This is a genomic window from Metallosphaera sp. D4-4, assembly GCF_046245145.1.
GTDB classification, from domain to species: domain Archaea; phylum Thermoproteota; class Thermoprotei_A; order Sulfolobales; family Sulfolobaceae; genus Metallosphaera; species Metallosphaera sedula.
The window spans coordinates 666,331-684,993 of the sequence record NZ_CP176412.1; the positions used below are offsets into that span (position 1 = coordinate 666,331).

General features: G+C 44.4%; 22 protein-coding genes. 14 read left to right on the plus strand and 8 right to left on the minus strand.

Annotated elements, in window-relative coordinates:
* Positions 1-25 precede the first annotated feature (25 nt).
* Positions 26-685, plus strand: coding sequence for a DUF47 domain-containing protein (locus ACI49J_RS03825; RefSeq protein WP_012021464.1), 660 nt, complete (start codon positions 26-28; stop codon positions 683-685).
* Between the two features lie 46 nt (positions 686-731).
* Here ACI49J_RS03825 and ACI49J_RS03830 read toward each other — a convergent pair whose 3' ends face one another.
* Positions 732-1,226 (minus strand): ribbon-helix-helix domain-containing protein, encoded by a 495-nt coding sequence (locus ACI49J_RS03830; protein ID WP_240252686.1) that lies wholly within the window; start codon positions 1,224-1,226, stop codon positions 732-734.
* A gap of 1,091 nt (positions 1,227-2,317) precedes the next feature.
* Between ACI49J_RS03830 and ACI49J_RS03835 the strand changes: the two genes are divergently transcribed.
* Positions 2,318-2,572, plus strand: a complete 255-nt coding sequence (locus tag ACI49J_RS03835; RefSeq protein WP_240252690.1) for a ribbon-helix-helix domain-containing protein — start codon at positions 2,318-2,320, stop codon at positions 2,570-2,572.
* Positions 2,569-3,528: an inorganic phosphate transporter gene (locus ACI49J_RS03840; protein ID WP_240252692.1), complete on the plus strand. Its 960-nt coding sequence runs from the start codon at positions 2,569-2,571 to the stop codon at positions 3,526-3,528. The genes ACI49J_RS03835 and ACI49J_RS03840 overlap by 4 nt, the downstream gene beginning before the upstream one ends.
* Here the strand turns inward: ACI49J_RS03840 and ACI49J_RS03845 are convergent.
* From ACI49J_RS03845 to ACI49J_RS03855, 3 genes are read right to left on the minus strand one after another with little or no spacing between them, the layout of a single operon-like run.
* Positions 3,476-4,450, minus strand: a complete 975-nt coding sequence (locus ACI49J_RS03845; protein WP_240252694.1) for a hypothetical protein — start codon at positions 4,448-4,450, stop codon at positions 3,476-3,478. The two genes, ACI49J_RS03840 and ACI49J_RS03845, sit on opposite strands and share 53 nt — an antisense overlap.
* 51 nt (positions 4,451-4,501) lie before the next feature.
* Complete coding sequence (locus ACI49J_RS03850) at positions 4,502-5,323, minus strand: DMT family transporter (RefSeq protein ID WP_240252696.1); 822 nt, start codon at positions 5,321-5,323, stop codon at positions 4,502-4,504.
* Between the two features lie 55 nt (positions 5,324-5,378).
* Entirely contained in the window at positions 5,379-5,999 is a 621-nt protein-coding gene (locus ACI49J_RS03855) for a hypothetical protein (protein WP_240252698.1), read from the minus strand.
* A gap of 141 nt (positions 6,000-6,140) precedes the next feature.
* On the opposite strand from ACI49J_RS03855, the gene ACI49J_RS03860 reads away from it, so the two are divergent.
* From ACI49J_RS03860 to ACI49J_RS03870, 3 genes are all read left to right on the plus strand, one after another.
* A complete protein-coding gene (locus ACI49J_RS03860; RefSeq protein ID WP_409366464.1) occupies positions 6,141-7,544 on the plus strand; it encodes an MFS transporter in 1,404 nt (467 codons plus the stop codon).
* Between the two features lie 63 nt (positions 7,545-7,607).
* A complete protein-coding gene (locus ACI49J_RS03865; RefSeq protein ID WP_240252701.1) occupies positions 7,608-8,276 on the plus strand; it encodes an HAD family hydrolase in 669 nt (222 codons plus the stop codon).
* Positions 8,277-8,300: 24 nt separating this feature from the next.
* A complete protein-coding gene (locus ACI49J_RS03870) occupies positions 8,301-8,519 on the plus strand; it encodes a sulfurtransferase TusA family protein (RefSeq protein ID WP_240252702.1) in 219 nt (72 codons plus the stop codon).
* On the opposite strand, the gene ACI49J_RS03875 is transcribed toward ACI49J_RS03870, so the two are convergent.
* The gene (locus ACI49J_RS03875; RefSeq protein ID WP_240252703.1) at positions 8,516-9,499 is read right to left on the minus strand and encodes an NAD(P)/FAD-dependent oxidoreductase; all 984 of its coding nucleotides are present in this window, start codon (positions 9,497-9,499) and stop codon (positions 8,516-8,518) included. The two genes, ACI49J_RS03870 and ACI49J_RS03875, sit on opposite strands and share 4 nt — an antisense overlap.
* A 180-nt stretch (positions 9,500-9,679) precedes the next feature.
* Between ACI49J_RS03875 and ACI49J_RS03880 the strand changes: the two genes are divergently transcribed.
* The 4 genes from ACI49J_RS03880 to ACI49J_RS03895 are packed head-to-tail and all read left to right on the plus strand — an operon-like array spanning position 9,680 to position 12,261.
* Positions 9,680-10,480, plus strand: a complete 801-nt coding sequence (locus tag ACI49J_RS03880; protein ID WP_240252707.1) for a radical SAM protein — start codon at positions 9,680-9,682, stop codon at positions 10,478-10,480.
* Positions 10,477-11,319 (plus strand): radical SAM protein, encoded by an 843-nt coding sequence (locus ACI49J_RS03885; protein ID WP_240252711.1) that lies wholly within the window; start codon positions 10,477-10,479, stop codon positions 11,317-11,319. Before ACI49J_RS03880 ends, ACI49J_RS03885 begins: the two co-directional genes overlap by 4 nt.
* Entirely contained in the window at positions 11,316-12,038 is a 723-nt protein-coding gene (locus ACI49J_RS03890) for a biotin/lipoate A/B protein ligase family protein (protein ID WP_012021450.1), read from the plus strand. Before ACI49J_RS03885 ends, ACI49J_RS03890 begins: the two co-directional genes overlap by 4 nt.
* A gap of 1 nt (position 12,039) precedes the next feature.
* A complete protein-coding gene (locus tag ACI49J_RS03895; protein ID WP_048060106.1) occupies positions 12,040-12,261 on the plus strand; it encodes a hypothetical protein in 222 nt (73 codons plus the stop codon).
* On the opposite strand, the gene ACI49J_RS03900 is transcribed toward ACI49J_RS03895, so the two are convergent.
* Positions 12,248-12,694: an EVE domain-containing protein gene (locus tag ACI49J_RS03900; protein ID WP_240252720.1), complete on the minus strand. Its 447-nt coding sequence runs from the start codon at positions 12,692-12,694 to the stop codon at positions 12,248-12,250. The two genes, ACI49J_RS03895 and ACI49J_RS03900, sit on opposite strands and share 14 nt — an antisense overlap.
* A gap of 196 nt (positions 12,695-12,890) precedes the next feature.
* Here ACI49J_RS03900 and ACI49J_RS03905 point away from each other — a divergent pair, with 196 nt between their 5' ends.
* The 3 genes from ACI49J_RS03905 to ACI49J_RS03915 all read left to right on the plus strand — a co-directional run bounded on the left by ACI49J_RS03905 (position 12,891) and on the right by ACI49J_RS03915 (position 15,607).
* Positions 12,891-13,391 carry a DUF1286 domain-containing protein gene (locus ACI49J_RS03905; protein WP_240252721.1) on the plus strand — a complete coding sequence of 167 codons (501 nt, stop codon included), beginning with the start codon at positions 12,891-12,893 and terminating at the stop codon, positions 13,389-13,391.
* 64 nt (positions 13,392-13,455) lie between these two features.
* Complete coding sequence (locus tag ACI49J_RS03910) at positions 13,456-15,021, plus strand: APC family permease (RefSeq protein ID WP_240252722.1); 1,566 nt, start codon at positions 13,456-13,458, stop codon at positions 15,019-15,021.
* Positions 15,022-15,052: 31 nt separating this feature from the next.
* Positions 15,053-15,607 (plus strand): DUF1404 domain-containing protein, encoded by a 555-nt coding sequence (locus ACI49J_RS03915; RefSeq protein WP_240252723.1) that lies wholly within the window; start codon positions 15,053-15,055, stop codon positions 15,605-15,607.
* Between the two features lie 3 nt (positions 15,608-15,610).
* Here the strand turns inward: ACI49J_RS03915 and ACI49J_RS03920 are convergent, their stop codons facing one another.
* Positions 15,611-16,804 carry a cation:proton antiporter gene (locus ACI49J_RS03920; RefSeq protein WP_240252726.1) on the minus strand — a complete coding sequence of 398 codons (1,194 nt, stop codon included), beginning with the start codon at positions 16,802-16,804 and terminating at the stop codon, positions 15,611-15,613.
* Positions 16,805-16,847: 43 nt separating this feature from the next.
* Between ACI49J_RS03920 and ACI49J_RS03925 the strand changes: the two genes are divergently transcribed.
* On the plus strand, positions 16,848-17,879 hold the full coding sequence (locus ACI49J_RS03925) for a hypothetical protein (RefSeq protein ID WP_240252728.1): 1,032 nt from the start codon (positions 16,848-16,850) through the stop codon (positions 17,877-17,879).
* Here ACI49J_RS03925 and ACI49J_RS03930 read toward each other — a convergent pair.
* Positions 17,854-18,657: a DUF929 domain-containing protein gene (locus ACI49J_RS03930; protein WP_240252730.1), complete on the minus strand. Its 804-nt coding sequence runs from the start codon at positions 18,655-18,657 to the stop codon at positions 17,854-17,856. The two genes, ACI49J_RS03925 and ACI49J_RS03930, sit on opposite strands and share 26 nt — an antisense overlap.
* Between the last annotated feature and the right edge of the window lie 6 nt (positions 18,658-18,663).

Sequence of the window (18,663 nt, forward strand, 5' to 3'; positions counted from 1 at the left end):
ATTGAAGGGGGATTAAATATAGGCCATGATAAAGTTCACCATTAACAAAGAGGAGATACTGTTTTCAAAGACCCTTGAAATGACTAAGAACATCAACGAAGCCATTATGAGGTTAAACGAGCTCGTTAGGAAGGTAATAAGGGGAGATAGGGAAGGCGTGATGTCGGAGGTCATCAGAATTAAGGCAATTTACGAGAGAGTGGCCATGGTCAGAGAGGAGATAGTTTCCATGCTTTACGGTGAGGCTTTCCTCCCAGATTTCAAGGAGTCCATGATGATGTTAAATCAAGCACTTTATAACACTATGAAGGCCATCAAGGACTCGGGGAGGGCAATCTCTTCTAGGAAGCCCAATGAAGGATTACTGAAGGCCTTAAGTGACGGCCTCCTAACCTATCTTTCCACGGTAATTGAGGGAGGAGAGAAGCTCACAGAGATGATCTCTTACATGAAAACAGACATGAAGGAGGCGATCAGGATCGGGAAGGAGATTCAGTTGCTAGAAAGGAATGGGGATGATATTAAGGACGTTCTCATACAGAAGCTATACGACTCTGAGGGGATTGCTGACGTTATCAGTGTGCTTCAGTTCAAGGATGTGATCATCTTCATGGACGATATTCTAGATTATATGGAAGAGGCAACATTAAGTATAGAAACCCTATACGCCACCCTGAAGGCCTAAAAAGAGGCTAAAATAGAGAAATATTAATGTTAGAGTATTTCACATGTCACTGCTGAATTATCCTTTTAACAAATTTAGCCTTACGCATTAACATTAATTTATTGATTGATGGTGGAATAACGAGTTCGTCCACAGATATAATGGAGTCGACGTATTTGTCTAAGGTGTCCTGGTCAATGTCTGGCAGTATTAATTTTCCTATATTCCTAAACGAAACTGGTCTACCTGCATTGACTATTTCTGACTTAAACACTGTTATTTCACCAATGTTGGATACAACGAAAACGTTTCTCTTGGTCTCATTGAATCCGTCTATAAAGGCCTTACCTGTACTTTTTATGCTATCCTTAACGTTGTATGTGATCATTTCGGCCTCAGATATTGCGCTCAGGAAGTTTCCAATCGCCTGATTGGTTATTTCTCCAACAGTTTTCCCTGTCTCCCGGGCTAAGTTAACCAGTCTCTCGTAGAGTTTTGAATCAACTCCCCTAATGGTTACTGTCCTATTTTCCCTTTTGTTTGTGTTTGACGAGTCAGACATGTTTTCTAGTTATACGCAGAAGCATTAAAAGTTTTGGGAAGCCTTTGAAACCTCATGCATCTTCATTAAGACTTATATAGAAATGATATCGCTATAGATGATAGAAAATCTGTGCTTAATCTTCTAGAATTTTTATCTAATTAGTAAGAAAAGCTTAAATGGGCAGTTGGTTATATTGGATACATGGTGTTACTATGGCAACGATACAAATAGCGCCTCACGTTAGGGAGATGTTAAATACCCATGGATTCGAGCGTAGAGTCACGTTGCCAATTAAGATGGTCTCCAATATGGATGCCGTTATTAATACGGCACTATCCAAATCGGTAGTTGGTGTGATAGCTGTATTAAATCCAGATACTGGTTCCTGTGATCACATTAAGAACACGATTCAGAGAGTTAGGCCAAACGCTTATACAATGTGCCTCTTTGATGAAGGACATCCCAGTAATATTATCTCAATTTATTACAAATAAATTAGAGATGAGAGTGTAAAAGAGCAAATATCTAAAAATTCTCTGTTCACTCATAAGGCATCCTTTCGGCATATAAAGATCTAGAAAACATCACCATTTAAGAGGCGAAAACTAGAACGTTAAGAAATGTAAAGGAGTAAGGCAAAAGTCTTGTTGTATATTCTGCAATAAAGAACGTTAAAATCTAACCTATTATATGCTAAGCATATATTCACTAGATAAACATGAATCTTGTGTCAAGGATTAGCCGAACTATCCGGGATCTAAAACTCTTCTAAAACCCACCGCACGAGGCCTCAAATAACGAGTTGCATACATATTAACTGTTGATAGAAGTTTTGACTGAAAATAGGAAGTTCTACGCCTGGGGCTGAATTGGTTCCATTGCCATCAAAATAGCTTAAAGACCGCCTAAAACTCACAATTGTAAAAACTTAGAAGTAAAGTTGGTCTTTTTGCTATTTTATGTGGTACCTATCCCTATACTGTATTTATACTGTATAATTTTTTTATGTAGTTCATGTTCACTGTTCAATGATCTTGGGCTTTAACTATTTAAACAATTCAAAAGGCAATGGCCTAGAAAGGTTTATCTATCAATGCTAATACAGAATTATGGCCATGGTTATGAATTTGTCTAAAGGGGAACAGGGAGAAAATGATGGATTTATTATAGAAATAGAGAAAAAGGAGACAAAGACTATCACTTTCAAGCTGGACGTATTGCTTCTTCAGAGAATTGATGAAGTAATTAACCGATTAAACCGTTCATTGAATAATCCCTTCGTGTCCAGGAGTGATTTCATAAGACATGCGTTAGACTATAAACTTCAAAAGCACAGGAATAGAAGTGGAACTGAATTTAAATGAATTTATTAAGTTTAGGTTTATTTCTAGTTGGCTTAGTTTCGTCTTTTGTTGTTGGAGGAAATAATTCCGCCACTTCCCTAGGAATACTTATATCCACTAATTCCATGAGGAGAAAATATTCCTATTTAATTAGCGCTGTAAGCATGTTTCTTGGCGTTTCTGTGGGTGCAATTTCACTTCAAGGTAGCATAAGGGGAGCGGTGACTGGGTTACAGCCCTATCTAAGTATAGCAGTCCTTTCCGTGTTCCTAGCCTCTGTGGTATCCTTTTACTACCTCAATCGAGCTGGTATTCCATCGTCGTTAAGTCAGATGATTTACCCATCGTTAGCGATATTGGTGGTTCTGTCCAAGGAGCTCTCTTTTGACTGGGGAAAATTCTGGTTCACCGTTGTTTCATGGGCCTTCACACCCGTGTTGGCCATAGTTTCTTCACTTGTGCTCTATTATATTTTGGTAAGGATAACAACTAAAGAGAAAAAAATTATAAGAGAAATGAAAATATATAAGTTCCTGATAATCTCGTCCGCCGTGTTTACGTCATTTGTTACAGGTGCTAATGCAATTGGAATAATAACTTCCGAGGGACTACTGTCAGAGCCAGCCTATGTGGTGTTTCCGCTCTACGCTCTTGCTGCGTCCTTGGGGATCTACTTTAGCTCCAGGAAGGCATCACTAGTGGTGGGATTTAGATTGACTAGAATGGGATACTTGAGTGCTACCTCCGCCTTGCTAGGAAGCGATATAATATCCGAGATTTTCACGTTGTTTGGGGTTCCTATCTCCATAACCCAAACTGTAATGGGGGGAATACTAGGGCTCAGTTTCAGAAGTTATGGTCCGGACGTTAAAACCCAACTGAAACAGGTTACCAAGGGATGGCTAACATCTCCCGTGATAGCAATTATTTCGTCTCTTGCTGCCTTTGGTGTTCTGAAGAGTATCCTGGGCTTATGAACCTTGAGGATACCCCATTTTTCAGGGAAAAAGGACCCAGTGCATTCCTGATCAAGTAAAGGTATATCGCTAGGGCAAATGCCCACGGAATTCCTGAAAAGGTTACCATGTCAATTAAAAGGAGTATAGGGATGATCCATTCCCATCCGTAATTATACCTAGCTAGAGAATATGTGGAGCAACTCATGAGGAGAACCGTCATTATGCCTACCGTGAAAGAATGGAGTAGATACAGTCCTCCCATCAAGAGCCCAAAAATTCCTGAAAAGGTCACGGCGCTCATGTTCACTAACGCAGAGATAGCATTGTGATTCAACTTGGCGGTAAAACTCTTTCTCCTAAGAAGGAGGAAGGGATATACAATCGAGACGAGATTAACTAGTGGAGGGAAGAAGTAACTGGCTAGGATAGTCACGATTAACGGAACCTGCTTCTTGCCCAAAAGTGCCCTACCACCCAAGGTTGCAGAGAAAACGCCAACGTTAACTCCCAAGACGTAGAGCAGTAGCGGGACTTCAAGCGTGTAGAAATCATGAAAAAGATTAAACGTCAGCCACGATACGGCCCCAGCTAATGGGGAGATTAGGACAAGGTAATTAATGGGAAATTTCGACCCGTACTTTCTGACATCCCTTACGGCCCACATCATTACTAGGAAGGCCACTCCCATACCAACTCCTATGACTAGTGGCATTAAGGAAAGAAGCAGGATCAAGCTCACAAGATGTCCAACCACGTACTTCCTAGCAGGTGCAAAAAGCCTGAACATCATTCCCACGTAGAAGAGATAGGCACCATCCATCATGAAGATAGGATGAAGGCCACCCCTCAGGAGAATCTGCATCGCTCCTAAGCTCCAATAAGCAACCGCGCTGTAAATGAAGGGAACGTAGACTCCCCAGGGCTCTATGACATTCCTCATTAGGAGAGACTATTCTAGCATAGTTAAAAACCAAGGCCTAAATATTAAGGTCTACCTAGATAGGCTAAGCCAAATGGAACTTCCTAGAATCATAGAAGCGCTCAATATCTGTAGCGGTGTAAGGGTTTGCCCGAGAAGGGGATACGCTAGCAATGTCGTGACCACCGGTTCCAGCGCCGATATAACGGTAGCTATCGCTGAATCCATGAGCTTGATTCCCCTATAGAAGAGGTAATAGGGAATTATAGTCCCAAGAATTGCCATGTAGAGCCCTCCTGCCACTGAACCAACGGATATGGATCTCGAAAAGGGAAGACTCACCACAAGTGAGAGTGGAAGCGACCATACAGACTGCGCGCTCAGGACGTCCCAGCCAGAAAATCCCCTTAACTGAAGAAATTTTGAGTATGATATTAATCCAGCGTATGAAACTCCAGATAGAATTCCCCAAATCAGCTCCACGGGCGTGGGCGTGCCCAGATAATCCAGATAGAGCGCAACAATAACTATGAATGACCCAATAACCTTACGCAGATTTAACTCCTCCTTGAACAGCGCGTATGAGAACAATATCACGAAGAGTGGAGCGGTATATAGCAGGAAAGATGATAGGGGTGCCCCATCTAGAATGATGGTGAATGCATATATCTCGTAAAATGTGCCAGCTATGAGTCCCATAGCTATGGACTCCCATCTGAGTAAGATTTTCCTATTTCCTTGGTAAAATAGTATAAGGCACGAGAAAAGCGTTCTAAATAGGACTATTCCCAGGGAATTGGCCCCAAATCTGTAGGCTTCCTGTACAGCTATTCCAATGGTCCCCCAAAGTACCGAGGCCCCAACAAGGTCGTAGAAAGCCCTGCTTAGTTTCATTTATTGAGTCCTGTTTCACATAAATTAAAAACTAGAGGTTCATGATGCAGAGGCTTCAGATCTTTATAATCAAGTAGTTTACTCCCAAATAAAGCAGGAACAGAGGGAGTATAACCAATTCCGTAACATCCAAGGCTACTTCGAGTATCCACAACGACGCAAGTGAGAATAGTAATGACGACAGAACGAACTTAAGGTGCGGAAGCCTAATTCTCGCGATTTGGTTCTTGAGTAGGGCAGTTAACCCTAGAACTAGGATAGCGGATATTCCTGTTCCCAACAGGGTTGAGGAATAGCTCTGTGGTATTAGTGCTAAGGCAACTAACGCGTCCTCTAATGCCTCAGTTATTGCCACTACCAGAACCACGCCCATTCCTTCCTTCTCCTCGTGATGCTTACGTATACCCTTGAACGATCTCCTAGCACTTCTTATTAGCCTATAACCGAAATATGCCAGTATTACGGCACCAACTACTAGAACGTATTGAATTGGAAGTAACTCGATGAACTTTCCTAGTGTGAATGTGGGTAGTAGAACTACTGAGACACCCAATGCCCCATAAAGGTATGGAATCCACGATTTGTACGCCCCAGCGTATATAGCCGAAACTGCCCCTGCCTCAGATAGCTCCAGGGTTCCCATGGCCAATGCAGCTAAGAATACTCCAACGTCCATAGAATCCAGGTCTTCACAATCAAATTAAAATGTAACTGAGTTAAACCTCAACTATGTAGAATATATAGATCTCCATAGATTACATAATATATATGGGTCATTTATATAAGGTATCTCAGGGTAGAGTAGCACAGAAAAGACATGGAACCTTTCAAGTCTTTGGATAGCGTGAAGCTTAACTTCAATCACATCAAGATCTGGTACACATCTGGGATGGGTTTCTTCACAGATGCCTATGATCTTTTTATTATAGGTGCGATCCTTGACATATTCAACGCCTATCACTTGCCTGGCTTTACCTTAACACCTTTGTATGAAGGTCTCTTGGCATCTTCAGCAATCTTCACTGCAATAATTGGGCAGTTGGTCTTTGGTGTACTAGGGGACCTTATTGGCAGAAAGACTGTTTATGGTGTGGAAGCCTCTTTACTGACTGCTGGTGCGGCTTTATCTGCTTTCGCACCTAATATTCTTTGGCTCATAATTTTCAGATCTATAATGGGAATTGGTATTGGAGGAGATTATCCCATCTCAGCTACCATAATGAGTGAGTATGCAAACGTAAAGGATAGAGGTAAACTTGTGGCCTTGGTCTTTGCAAATCAAGGAATTGGGAGCCTAGTTGCGGTAGCAGTAGGTGCCATTTCAGCATTTACCTTGCCTCCAGATCTTGCCTGGAGGGTAATGGCCTTCGTTGGGGCTATACCGGCAGCTACAGTCATTTATCTGAGAAGAAAGGTCCCAGAAACGCCTAGATACTCAGCACTCAAGGGAGATACAAACAATGTGGAGAAATCTGTTGAGTTTGTAGCTAAGGAGACCCCTAAGACCGAAGTGAGAAGGGTTAGAATACAGAGAAAGAGCGTATCTGAGTTCTTCTCGAAGTACTGGTTACTCTTGCTTGGAACAGCAGGAACTTGGTTTATCCTGGATATAGCCTTCTATGGAACAGGTATTTACTCCGGTCCCATAGTTTCCTCGGTACTTGGGAAGCCGGCATCAGTGGGGCAGGAAATAGTGTACGCAGGCATTCCATTCATGGTAGGTTTCTTTGGTTACTTTACTGCAGTTGCACTAATGGATAAGCTAGGTAGAAAACCCATACAGACCTTAGGTTTCGTAATGATGGCAGTGCTTTATGGAGTGGTAGCGTTGTTGGCTGTAGCCAAGGGGGCTAAATTAGAAGGATTCTTGATTCCTTCTACGCAAGCGTTTGCCCTATACGCTCTTTCATACTTCTTCATTGATTTTGGTCCCAACACTACAACCTTCGTTATTCCGTCTGAGGTATATCCAACGAGTTATAGGACAACTGGACACGGTATTTCAGCAGCAGCTGGGAAGACAGGTGCTGCCATAACTACCTTCTACTTCCCTACACTACTATCCTCACTAGGAATAAAGGGCATATTGGAAATGCTTGCAGTGATAAGCGTCGTGGGTGCAGTTCTCACCTTGATAGCCGTTAAGGAACCTAAACTCAAGAGTCTTGAGGAGGTTTCCCAGGACTCCGTTGTACTTGAGCAATCTCAGGAAACTAAATAAAGATATATAAGCTATATAGTTTAAAGAGGTTATTTTTAAAAGTTTCTTCTTTTTATATATTTTATGGAATTCAGATCGGTTTTCCTTGACGTAGGAGAGACATTGGTAGGATTTAGACCTATGTCCTTCGAAAAGCTAGTGGTCAGGTTGAGAAAGGCTGGTTACCCGGTGACTGCCAAGCAAGTATTCAGGGCAGTTACTAAGGTAATGGGAAAAAGTAATTTTCCAAATCAGGTAGGGTTAAATCCAGTGGGCGTGGGAGAACTTCTATATGAGCTTGGGATATATCCATCGAGCCAAATACTTGGTCAATTGGGTGGAGACTATACCCCGAGTCAGGATTATTTTCTATATGAGGATGCCAAGGAGTTCCTCGAGTACCTAAACTCGAAGGGTGTAGATGTGGTTCTAATTACAAATGCAACTAGAAGAATGCATGACGTAATAGATTCCTTGGGAATCAAAAAGTACGTTAAGGCAGTCATCGCCTCATGCGACGTTGGTGTAGTGAAGCCTCATCCCAGGATTTTCCGATACGCGCTTAACTACGTTGCACAACCAGCCATACACATAGGTGATATATACGAACTGGATTACATTGGGGCTAAAAGGGCTGGTCTCGAATCCCTACTCCTTGACAGGTTTGGATTCTACGAGGACGTAAAGGTAGATAAGGTGAGGAACTTATACGAAGCGATGACCTATCTCGATAAGCAAAAACTCCTTGTTTAATAATTGGTACTTCTCATGTTATTTATGGAACTAGATTTGACCGGCCTATGTTGTGCCGTGCCTCAACTAACCCTTTACTCGGCCCTAAAAAAGCTGAAACCTGGAATGGAGATAAGGATAATTACTGACGACAAAGTTGTCCTCGAGAGGGATATAATTCCTCTCCTGTCAACTAACGACATGGATTACTCGGTTAAACAGGACCAAGATAACTTCGTGGTGATTGCCTTCAAGAGATACTAGAGAGACTCAACCATTTTTATTGCCCTATAAATTCCAACCCTCTTGGCCAGTTCCGCCATGGATCCCCTAACAAACCTCCCCATCAGGTCACCGAAGTACTCTGACCCTATCCTCAAGACTATTCCAGCCTGCTTATAAGCGAACTTAACATTTCCCCCAAGGGCGTTTTCCATGGCTGTCCTTCCCGATTGTACAGCCACCTGTGCAGACATGGGGACAAAGGACTTGGTGGTCATACAGTCTCCAGCACCAAAAACGTCCTCATAATCCATCGATTCTAAATAGTCATTAACGAGCATTCTGCCATTCTTGTTGCTCAGTCCCAAGTTCTCAATAAGTTTTGGCCCTCTAAGACCTGCAGCCATAATGGCCATATCAACCTTTACCAGATCCTTGTTTGTCCTCACTCCCTCTGGGGTCACCTCCTCCACCTTCGTCCCTAGTAGGACGTCCACTCCCATCTCCTTCAATCTACTCTCTGCGAACCTTGAAGACTCTTTACTCATGAAGGAGAGGAGTCTATCCTGTAATTCAATGAGGTGAACTTCCTTACCCATTTCCCTTAAAACCCCTGCCAATTCCACTCCCAAATTTCCTCCTCCAAGAACTGCCACGCTCTTAACTTGGGGCAACTTCGTTCTTATGGCCAACGCATCCTCTAGGTTTTCGAGCTTCTGGACATTTCCCTTAACCCTTGTTGTGTCCTGCTCGTATCCTAAGGAAATTATTAACTTGTCATAACTGAAGTCACCCTCGGATGTCCTAACTACCTTGTTCTTGAAATCAACACCCATGACGTTAGCCTTCACAATACCCTTGGGGTAAGGAATCGTAGCGAGTGAAGGGTTGCCTGTTTCAATTACATCCACAAGCCTATGTGTAAGGAGAAAGTATTCCTTAGAATCAATGACTGTGGCATCCCTGTAAAAGTTAAGTGCAGATAAGCCTGCGAATCCTCCTCCAAGTACAACTACTTTCATTATTACCAAGCCATACCTTATACACCATGATTTAAACCGTTTCTGTGGTATATTAATAACTGTTTTAAGATTGTGATTTTTATCATGATAATATCTTGATGGAGCCAAGGACATGAACGCGAACTCTCGAGTAAAAAGACGCGAGCTGAAACTTATTACCCAGGTCATTCACACAGATTTGTGGAAGTTCTGCTCTCTGCAGGCACATATTATGCAATAACCAAGGGGACTTACTACAGTCAAACTGCTTATGCCTTGATGAAGGGCGGATGTGTTAATCAATGTAAGTTCTGTTCCCAGCCCCTATCCAATAATGCCGATAAGAGCTATTTATCTAGGGTAAAGTGGTACAGCGTCTCGCTTGAGGCTGTTAAGGACAAGTTATCCACGTTCAAGAGGTTTTGTTTACAGACTGTGGTTAAGCCAGGCTTCGAGGATGAGGTGGTCAAGATAGTAAGCGAGGTCCAAACCAGAAAATCAGTCACAACTGTGCCCATATCCACGGAGTACCTGAAGTTACTAAAGGAGAGGGGAGTGGACTACTTGGGCGTTGGAATGGACACAACGGAGGGAAATTGGGAGAACGTGGCGAAACCAGGGAAGTTTAGCGATTATCTGGACTTTGTTAAGCGCGCCATCCAGGTATTTGGAAAAGGGAAGGTTTACGTTCACCTAGTCTATGGTCTGGGGGAAAGAGAGGATGAGTTCGTGGAACTAATGAAACATCTCTACTCCCTGGGAGCTGAGGTGGCACTATTTGCCTTCACCCCTGTCAAGGGGACCCCCATGGAGTCTAGACCTCCACCTAGGTTGGAGGACTACAGGAGGATACAGAGAATCAGGTTCTCACTATCCCATGGTTTCGATGGAGGAGATCTATCCTACCTTACCTCAGGATGCCCATCCTGTGACAGGCCCTTCTATAATGAGGACCCAAGGGGAAAACTATACAACATACCCATCATGGTGAAAAGGGAATGATGGCAGGTTTTATCTCTAAGTCGAAGTTCACAACGATCAGTATCACTGGGGGACAGTGTTCACTTAACTGTTTCTATTGTGGAACCAAGTATATTTCCTCAATGGAAGGGGCAATGTCCCCGGAAATTTTTGAGAAGACGGTGAGAAGACTTCATTCCCGTGGTGTCAAGGGCTTCCTGGTGAGTGGAGGATTTGATCGTGATGGAAAGCTCCCCGTAGCTCCTTTTCTTCCAGTCATGCGAAAGCTCAAGAGGGAACTCAACCTGGTTTTCAACCTTCACCCAGGATTACAGGATAGGGAAACCATTGAGGAGATGAGGGATGTGGTAGACATAGTGGACTTCGAGTTTGCCTACTCCCCTGGTTCCTATCACGCCAAGGGAATTCGGGCCGAGAGGGAGGCTTACGTGAAAACCCTGGAGGACTTCATTGTCCGTGGTCCAGAGTACGTTGTCCCCCATCTGATGCTGGGTCTCCCCAGGGACTCGGAGGAGGACCTGAGACAGGAGATGGAACTGGTCTCCACTTTCAAGCCCTATCTCATGAACTTTCTGGTCGTGATTCCTACCCCTGATACACCCTCTAGAGCCTTAAAGGTGGACCTGAACAAGGTTATCCCGCTCATAGAGTACGGTTCCCGGTTAATGGCAGGAAGGACCAGCATGGGTTGCATGAGGCCATACGTCATAAAGGAAGAGCTAGACAGGGCAGTGTTGTCTAAGGGCCTAGTTCAGAGAATTGCTAATCCCCATCACAGGGTAATTAGAGAATTTAATCTCCCAATTTACGATGCTTGTTGTAGTCTGCCTGAAAAATACCTGGAGGAGTTCAGGACATGAGGTTAGTTGTGGAGGGCGGTGCCCCTGGAGAGAGGCAGATGGCCCTAGACGAGGCCACGCTGTTGCTCCTGAACCAGGGGGTGGTAGACGAGATGATCAGGTTCTGGAATTTCTCTCCCACCACGCTGTCTATAGGTAGGTTCCTATCCGTTCACGACTGGGTTAACATGGACCTTCTTCAGCAGAAGAAAATTCCCCTAATAAGGCGGTTCACGGGAGGTGGTCCCGCCCTTCATGACGAGCTTGGGGAGATTACTTGGAGCGTCGCAGTTAGGTCGCATGAAATGATGGCAGTTTACAGGAGAATAGGTGAGGCTATCGTGATGGCCCTGAAGCAGTTGGGCTTAACTGGGGAGTTCGTTCCCATAAATGACGTAGTGGTGAAGGACAAGAAAGTGGTTGGAATGGCGGGCGCACAGAAGGGTAACGCTGTTCTGGTCCACGGAACATTTATGTTTGCCACCGATCTTTCGCTAATGTCAGTCATCAAGGTTCCCAAACCCAAGGAGTTGGTGAGGGGAACCCCATCATCTAGGGTCTCAAACCTCTCTCTCCTACTTAACAGGAAAGTTTCTAGGGAAGAGGCGCTCAACGCACTGCTCTCCGGTTTCCTCTCAGTCTTCGAGGCGGAGAAGGGGGAACTGACACCCCTGGAAATCGAACTCTCGAAACAGCTCAGCTACAAGTACACCAATGATAAGTGGACCTTCGTGAGGTAGTATGATCTGCGAAAAGATATTCAGGTCTAGGGCAGGGAAAACCATTGTGCTCAGGGTTACAGAAGGCAGGGTAGAGATTACGGGAGACTTCTTCGGGTCAGAGGAGGACCTAGAGAAGTTGGAGAGGGATCTTTCCAATTTGAGGTCTAGCGATGCCAGAATTCTAGGAGTGGACAACGACGAACTGCTAGAGAAGGTAAAGGAGTGTTTCAGTCGTACATAGTCTGTCTAAGGCATTCCTCCATTACTTTCGCATCCGAGTCTAGAATTGGTCTCCCCAGATTGGCCGGTGCGTTCCTGAGGTACTTGGGTAGCTGGACCACATCCTCCACGAACTTGACCTTTCCGATTAGGCTCTTTACGTCACATGCCCCAGTTATCCATACCTCCACCTTTACCCTATGGGGAAAGACTGCTCTGTTTCTCACCTTCTCCTCAGGATACAGTGGAGTCTCGTCATAATACCAATCTGAAATAACTCTACCAATGCCCACTATCTTTCCGCCATACCTTGTGGCATAATACTTGCTCACATAGAAAATGATGTTATCGCCTTTCTTAATATATTTACTTAGGTTCGTTTTATATCCATACACGCCGTCATACTGAATATTATCCCACATATCTTCTTGTATCGGTACTAGCCAAAAGGTCATAATCGTTTTTATAACAATGACCTAAAAAGTCTTTCCTTACAGTTGGTCTACAAATACACTCGTTTTAACTTGGTTTATAGCAAGTAGAGGATAATATTTCAGATAATCATACCCAAAATTGGTAGCTATACAAACAACTTAAAAATCATAATTTCATGATGTTATGCATAAATATTCCCTCACCTTGTTTAGCTAGATGAAGTTAGTCTCTCATTACGTGTTCACAGCCGGTCTACTAACCCTAATCTCCTCTCCATTTCTAAGCTTCTATACCTCCCTTGTCCTTTCCTTCCTTATCTCGTGGGTCTCCAACACCCTCATAGATAGACTAGGCCACGAAATCAGAGGAGGTTACATACGCAGGACCCCTAGGACCCACACTCTCTTCAGAAGCATCCCCTGGGGCTTGATACCAGCTATCCCGCTCGCCATCTTCGAGGGTTATCCAATTCTCCTAGTCCTGGGCGTCCTGGCTGGACCATCTCACCTCCTTCTTGATGTCTTCACCGAGAGGGGGATCTTCGTGAAGCAGGGGAAGAGGTGGACCAGGTTCGCCCTCGCCCACTTCTCCTACGATAATATCTTTGTGAACGGATTAGCTATCCTAGCGGGAGCAATGTTTCTATACCTCGCTCTTCAATCGCAACTTCACTCTCCCATTCCGCTTCATTTACTTGGTCATGTAAATTTTAGCTAAGTGTGATATTCTTGCTTATACTTGGCTGAGTAAAAAATTTAAACCGAGCTGTCCATAAAGAGCCGTGAGCAGTAAAAGAAACGTCTTTATAAGGGAAAGTTCTGGTCTCCTTAAGCAGGTCAATCTTCTTGACGCTGTGATGCTCAACATTGGTAATATGTCAGCTGGCGTCACGCTATTTGAGTCGATCTCCCCTTACATAAACAACTACCCTGGTGGAGTCCTATGGCTCGCGTCAATAATAGGCCTGGTTTTTGCGTTTCCACAGCTCTTGGTTTATACCTACATGACACGAAAGATGGGAAGGACTGGCGGTGATTATGTCTGGATAAGCAGGAACTTGAATGGGGCTATTGGATCCACGATGGCGATAGCGCTCATGCTTGAGTCGGTTGCCTACTTTGCATTAGTGGCCTTCTTCTCGGCGTCCAGCATTAACGCAGTGTTATATACCATTGGCAGTGTGGACAACTCCCCAAGCTTAGTGTCCCTCTCAAACAACGTGTTTGTTAACCCCTATAACGGCGGTCTCACCTTTGAGCAGAAGGCCCTATTCTACGGAATAGCTGCGGCGTTCTTCGTGATCGTCATCCTGCTGAACATTTTCAGATCCAGATGGGGTTACTCCATTGTGACAGGTTTCGGTATAGTATCGCTTTCAACCCTTATCATAGCGATGATCGTGATAGGAGCCTCGGCTGGGAGATTTGGAACAGCCATAACCCCGTTCCTTAACTCTATCAATTCAAGCTTAGTTAGCGTTTATCAATCCTCACCACACACGGCCTTCCCCACGAACTTTAGCATAGTTTCAACAGTGCTACTATTACCGCTTTTCGCCCTATACACATACCCGTGGATGCAAGCTGGACCTGCGGTATCGGCTGAGTTTAAGCAAAGTGATAGGGTTGCCAAGTTCAACCTAGTATTTGCTCTTCTTCTGACAGCTATTCTTGTTACGGGAGGCTTCCTGGAGATGGATCTGGTTGCAGGATATCCCTTCAACTTCGTCGCCTATCCCTATTTCATTTACAACTTCTGGACTGTTGCCATTGCACTGGCAGGAAATCCAGCCCTTCAATGGCTCATTGGAATAGGTGCCATAGCCTGGAACTTCTTCGTTTTAGCCTATGGTATAATAGTGTTCTCCAGGTACGTGTTCGCGCTCTCCTTTGACAGGATTCTTCCAGAGAAGTTCGCGGAGGTAAACAGGTTCGGTTCGCCCGTTTATGCCCATGCCCTCGATTTAACCATAACCCTACTATTCCTCCTTGTTCCAGTGTTCTCACTCAATGCTGCGCTTTCGCTATATGGAGCAACTATCCTTGGCTCAATCTATTTCCTCGTGGCCAGCATAGCAGGTGCAATTTATGGTCTAAGAAACAGGGCCAAGGCGATATCCGTGGCTGGTGTAATCTCGGCCCTCTACTTTGCCTTCCTTACATACGAGGCTGCCACTAACCCACTGTTTGGCTTTACCACATCAACAGGCTCGGTCAACTTGACCACATTGATATTCGTGGTAGGGGTACTCGTAGTTGGCTTCCTGGTTTACCTAGTATCTAACTACAGAAACAAGAAGAAGGGAATAGATATTTCTCTAGTGTTCAAGGAAATTCCTCCAGAGTAGATTTATAAGTTTTTTTAAAAATAAGTTATTCATGAGATTTTCTTCTAATCTGTTATCACCTAGAAACGTCGCTGGAATATTATTGCTCGTATTCGCCCTTAACCCTCTTACAGAACTTGAGGAGTTTAGACTTGAACCCCTTTTCATGGCATCTCATTACGCATTGTTCATAGGTGGGTTCCTACTTACTATGGGGAGGAAGTACTCTCGCCTTCTGGTTGTACCTGCAATATTCCTAGTGGTTTTCTGGCACGTGCCGTATTTCTATGCGTTAGCGGGAGGGTCTGCGATTTATCGAATAATCAATGATCTCAGTCTTCTGCTTGCAGGTATTCTAGCTGGAGGTTCATCAAGTTCCCTTTCCTTTCCCATGAAACTTCTTCTTTTCGTGGGCTGGATGGGAGCTGATAGTGTCCTTTCCGTTATTCTCATAGTGGGTTGGCCACCTTATTCTAACCAAGTTTACCCGTTTTCCCCATTCTCGGTAGGCCAGGAAATAGTAACAGGTCTAACAATGTTTGGTATTATGACCACCGTGTTTGTGGTGGTGCTATTCAGGCTATTGAGATCTACCTTCAACATCTGAGGTTCAGGCTTCAGTTCTCATTATACTCCTGGCACTTCTCTCAAAGGCTATTGCCCCTACCACAGTCGTGATGAGGCTCATGAAGATCACCTCTGAAAGATCTGCCTGGTCAAATATTCCACTTGAGAACGCGATGGAGGAGATCACTAAACCCATTTCTCCTCTAGGTATCATTCCAAGCGATGACGCAAGGGCTTTTTTCCCATCCTTGTTGTAAAGGTAGGCAAAGGGAAATATACCAGTAAACTTCAATGCCATCGCAATTAGCGTAATAATGGTCCCTTGAATGAGAACACCAGGGGAAATGAACGTGAAAACGTCAGTTTGAGCCCCAATGCTGATGAAGAAGAGCGAGCCGAATATTCCTATCATCGTCTTGACCATACCCCTTATCCTCTCTGCCTTCCTACTCTCAGCTATGGCTACCCCTGCTATGAACGCGGCTATAATTGGTGAGAAACCCAGAGTAATCATTATGGTCACGAGGACGAATAGAACCAGGAGTGAAACGTCAACAACTAGCGAATCCGACACAACGGAAATTATTCTAGGTATAATGAAGACTGAAGCCAAGAAGATGATGATCCACGATATAACTACGGTTAAGGTTATCTTGAGCACGTCAAAGAACGACAGTCCACCAGAGGCTATTATGGCCAAGGAAACTGATAGAATAATGAAGGCTACAACGTCATCTATGGCAGCAGCTGACAGCGTTATCTTTACGTACCGCTCATTTTCCAGCTTTTCACCCTCTATGATTGAGGCCACAGCTGCAAGACTTGTTGCAGCACTTGCGGCACCCATTAAGATCGCCACATTGAACGAAACAAACCTAGACATGTACAGGAAAACACCCACGAAGGGCAGAACGGCACCGAACGTGGCAGCTAGGGATGCAAGAGTCCCTGAAGTTCTTAGCGACTTGAATCCGTGCTCCAATCCAGAGGCAAATATAAGCAAGATTACTGAGAATTCGGAGAACAGGATAAGATAGGTATTTATGGTGAATATCTGATAACCGGTCACTGCATTCAGAAACGAACCTAGCGCGAAGGGGCTAAGAATGAGCCCCGTTAACAGTTCCATGATCAAGGGAGGAATCCTCGCCTTGCTGGAGCCCACCTTCAGTGCTTGGGCAACTGTCACTAGAATGAATATCTCCAGCAGTGCCAAGTACACTTGATCAGAATTCATGCCAAGCCATTGACTTTTATAGCTATGAACATTAATCTAGTTTATGTCAATTTTCAGGAAGAGAGAGGAGAAGAATATTCTTCATGTTGACCATCTTAATCCTGTCATGAAGAAGGCCATAAAGACACTCGTAGATTCCGGAATTCCTGAAGTGGCGAGGCTTTATGGCTTTAGATATCTATTCCCCAGGATTGGAGAACCAATCTTTGTTCCGTACGGCAGACTCGACGATGAGTTTAAGGATACACACGAGGCGTTTGAGAGAATTCTAGAAGAGGTCAACGCAATAAAGGATGAAGGGATGAAGACTTACAGGGCCTGGTACCCAACTGCAGAGGAGATAGATCACTTTAGGTTCACGTTTTATTCCATGACAAAGGAAGGGGGTATGAGGGTAGGAATCGCAGCTAACCCTCTAGCATCGCTGGAGCAGGACGCGTTCAGGATTGGGGAGGTTGTGGAGGAGATCTCAGGGAAAAGAGTTTTACTTCTTACCCCTGCACTTGCAGGCCAATCAGCGAACACAAACTCCGCACTGGCGAAGGCCTCATCTGTTCAGATTCTTGATTTCGTGTCATCAAGGGAAAGCGAGATAGTGGATGCCTTCATTTGGTTAAACAAGAACTTCCATGACAAGTATGATAAGGATAAGGAATATGACGCGGACCTGGGAAGAACATATATGACTAGGCTCTTCTCGGTCATAAAGTCCATGATAAACTCCAAGGTAACTAACTCTCCGAGTGCGGATGTTGTGATATTGCCACTCTTCGTCTATCCCAAGAGCAAGATTGTGGGCAATATTTCCATTATGGAAGCTTGGAACAGCAATGAAGCCTTTTCTCAGCTCTTAAGGCAAGCTCAATATCATGAGATCGAGGTAGGCCCAATTCTTTACAATGCGGAGACCATAAATGCTCTGGTCGAAAGGTATGCCTTTAACGCAGAAAAGTTGATAGTCTTGACGGACCAAAAAACTCCGTCCCTGGAAAGGCTAGACTACTTGACATGGGTAAAGAGATTTAAGGTGGAGAAAGAGACAGACTTCGTTAAGATCCTGAGGCCTGCTGTATGATCTGCAAGATCTGTTGTGCTGTAGACTCAATTGGAGAGGGAACGTGACCGCTTTCTATTTCGTTAAGAAGCTGGGTCGAGTTGCTGTTTATACTTACCACCTCGCTTGGAGGCAACGACTTAGGGTATCCCAACATTATCCATGTTCCCCCAGGTCCCGATATTATTAGGGTTGTAACTAGGTGAGGTTCACTGCTTCCCATGGCTATAGGAACCTGATTCCCGTTGTAAACCACCTGAGTCTCGCTTAACTGATATTGTTCCACTAGATTAACTACCCAGCTAGGCGTCATGTTCTCCAACTCATTCAGCCCTACCTGAACCCTATCAGCGTTGTTAAGGGGTTGTCCAGAGGGAGTAGCATTCAGATATTGATTGTAAATGTAATAGAAGTGGAATTGTACATTAGAACTTGGAGTGAATCCCTGGAACAGCAGGCCTGGAATTGGTGCACCATTTGCTAAGTCTGGTTCTGCCACGGAGTAGTGAGGAATCACCGTGAGATTTCCGTAGTTGCTTAAGGCGACGTACAAGGGCCACGACAATGTGGCACCGTATGGACAGCCGTACCAACTAATGAAATATACCTGCGTCGTCCCATTTGGAGCATAATCTGTGGACGAAACCTTAACCAGGTTAGTGAAGGCACTTTGGGCAGAGGTAGAGACGCTGGTCCTAAAGCTTAGCCCTATGAAAAGAGCTATAACTAACAGCAGGGCGATGAACGGTATGTAAATAAGCCTGCTCTCCTTCTCGTTCTTCTTTTTTCCCTTGGCCATTGCCAT